3 protein-coding genes and 1 tRNA gene are annotated in these 2,521 nt (G+C 59.8%); 2 read left to right on the plus strand and 2 right to left on the minus strand.

All coding sequences use genetic code 11. From position 1 onward, the window contains the following. Positions 1-313: 313 nt before the first annotated feature. Positions 314-404 (plus strand) — tRNA-Ser (locus I2E26_RS02420). A gap of 218 nt (positions 405-622) precedes the next feature. On the opposite strand, the gene I2E26_RS02425 is transcribed toward I2E26_RS02420, so the two are convergent. Next, complete coding sequence (locus I2E26_RS02425) at positions 623-1,165, minus strand: PH domain-containing protein (protein ID WP_195419481.1); 543 nt, start codon at positions 1,163-1,165, stop codon at positions 623-625. A gap of 145 nt (positions 1,166-1,310) precedes the next feature. Further along, positions 1,311-1,661, minus strand: a complete 351-nt coding sequence (locus I2E26_RS02430) for a hypothetical protein (RefSeq protein WP_147588448.1) — start codon at positions 1,659-1,661, stop codon at positions 1,311-1,313. Between the two features lie 223 nt (positions 1,662-1,884). Between I2E26_RS02430 and I2E26_RS02435 the strand changes: the two genes are divergently transcribed. Then, positions 1,885-2,521, plus strand: a 637-nt coding sequence (locus I2E26_RS02435) for a DUF5692 family protein (RefSeq protein ID WP_195419482.1), incomplete at its 3' end; no start/stop codon positions are given.

The following is a 2,521-nucleotide window of genomic DNA, read 5'->3' on the forward strand; positions in this document are numbered from 1 at the left end:
ACCTGTGACGTTCTGATTCGTAGTCAGACCCTCTATCCAGCTGAGGTAACGCCGCAACGCGAGGACTATATTCGCACGCAGCCCCTCATACGTCAACCCAAAATATCGAAGATTTTGAAGAAATCTTTTCCTCGATACGAAATCACAAGGTCAAAGCCTATATCTCTGAGGAACTTTTTTCTTCCACCCATGTTTCCCGATCACAGCCTGCAGGCACCGGCATCCCGAAAGCACCATTTCTGATCGGAAAAGAAGTCAAGACTTACCCCTTGTATTCCCATGCCCTTTTGCGCTATCCTTATCAAGCTGCTACGGAGAGCTGACCGAGAGGCCGAAGGTGCTCGCCTGCTAAGCGAGTATTCCCCAAAAGGGAATCTGGGGTTCGAATCCCCAGCTCTCCGCCAGTATGAAACCAAGAAGCGAGTCCTCGTGACTCGCTTTTTTGTTGCCGCAGCATGGATTCGAACCCGCAAGGGTGCGGAGCCGAGTAAACGCGCTAGCGTTTGCCGGCGCAGCACGCAAGGGCCGCCAGGCCCGCAGCGGCCGGCGGCGCAGCCGCCCCGAATCCCCAGCTCTCCGCCAGTATGAAACCAAGAAGCGAGTCCTCGTGACTCGCTTCTTGTTACTGCATAAGTCCCTGGAGCAGGTCTACGAAACCTTGGTTGTCCTTAAGCGCTACGACGATAGCGCCACCCGAGCTCGTGACGATGCGCACGCAATCGCCCGAACACGCGGCGATCTGCGTTCCCAAAACGATCAACGAGCGACGACGCTCCACCGTTTTGATATCCGTAACCGCGATTCTGGTGCGCACGACTCCAAACACCACATCGATGCAGGGTTCCGCCACGCCGGCAGCCAGCGCTTCCGCGCTCCACACAGCATCTCTTTCCTCGTCCCCCTCACGTGAGTCGCCGCGCGACTCGCTGGAGCCTTCGGATGGTCTGCCAGGTGCGGGAACGCGCACCTCCACGCGATTGCGCACGATGGGCGCACCCGTCACCACGCCGCAACACGCCGCCGCGATGAGTATCAGACCGGCCACAAACGACTGGTCCGCACCCGCACCGGGAACCACCCATACGTACAGCCCCGCAATCGCCATCAACATCGCCGCGAACAGTGCGATATACCATGGCGCCACCTTGCCATCGAATACCTTCATACGATGCCTCCCCATTCCTACTGTTTTCTCAACCATAACGCGAACCGCACGAGCAGATCGGGACGGCGACAGCGAATCAGCCATCGCCATCCCAAGCCGTATTCCGCGCCGTGCCTATAGTACAGACGGGAACGCAGGCCCCGTGCTACCGTACGATAGCGTTCTCGTGCACCGTATATATGCACCCGAGACGCCGCGCGAGCCCTCGCACGCGCCGCCCGGCATCGCACCCGACATACGACGCCCGCAGCATGTGCAGCAGGTCGCGATCCTCCTCCACATGGAAGTAGGCAAGCATCCCCTCAATCGCTTCGCGATCGAACATCGTCGATACGTAATGAGGGCTCTCCTCGAAGCACCAATATGTAAGCGGCCCCTCGCTCACCTGCATCACCTCGAGCTGCCCCTCCTCCGTGAAGGCACAGGCGATGCACAGGCGCTCGTCATCCACCTCCTCCCGATACAGAACCACCTGGTCCTTTACCGCGTTTTCCATGCACGTCTCCCTTCTCCGATGCGCGTCGTGCCGATAGTCTACCCATATTCAGAACATATGTTCGCATCTCTTTGTTTTTCTTTGCGCGTTGCACGGGTTTTACATTTCAGGCCCCGGCGTTAGCCCATGCCGGCCGGGCGCGTAAAACACCGGAGGTTCCCCGTACCTATACTGAGCGCATCATGCAAACGGGGCGCTTGAGCCCGCAACGAATGGAGGTCCCATGGGACTGCTCTACACGGCAGGTGACATGTCGTACTGGGCCATCTGGCTCTTCATCCTGTTCGCCCTCATGGCGTTCAACGAGCTCGGCCGCTCCAAGCCCTGGGCCGGCATCACGCTCTTCGGCATCGTGCCGCTCCTGCTCACCATCTTCGTGTGGCCCACCACCGCCGCCCCCGGCAACGAGTACGGTACCGGCACCTGGTTCAACTGGGTCAAGACCTACTCCGCCCTCGCGGGCTGCCTCGGCTTCATGGCGCTGCGCTACATCACGTGGACCGGCAAGGACGGCCAGGTCCACCACCTCTACGAGAAAAAGTGGGCCCTGTGCTTCCCGCCGCTCATCCTCGCCGTCAACATCGCCGAGGCCGTCCTGCGCGATTTCCAGGTCTTCAGCTTCGGCCTGTGGACCGGCGGCACCGTCGAGAACCTGTGGACCATCTCCGGCCCCTGGAACATCATGAACGGCATCGCCGGCATCCTGAACATCGTGACCATCTGCGGCTGGCTGGGCATCTTCGTCTCGAAGGACAAGACCCGCGACATGATCTGGCCCGACATGATCTGGCCCTGGATCATCGCCTACGACCTGTGGAACTTCGCCTACACCTATAACTGCATCTCCGACCACTCCGCCT

This window comes from Collinsella sp. D33t1_170424_A12, from assembly GCF_015554865.1.
GTDB lineage: Bacteria > Actinomycetota > Coriobacteriia > Coriobacteriales > Coriobacteriaceae > Collinsella.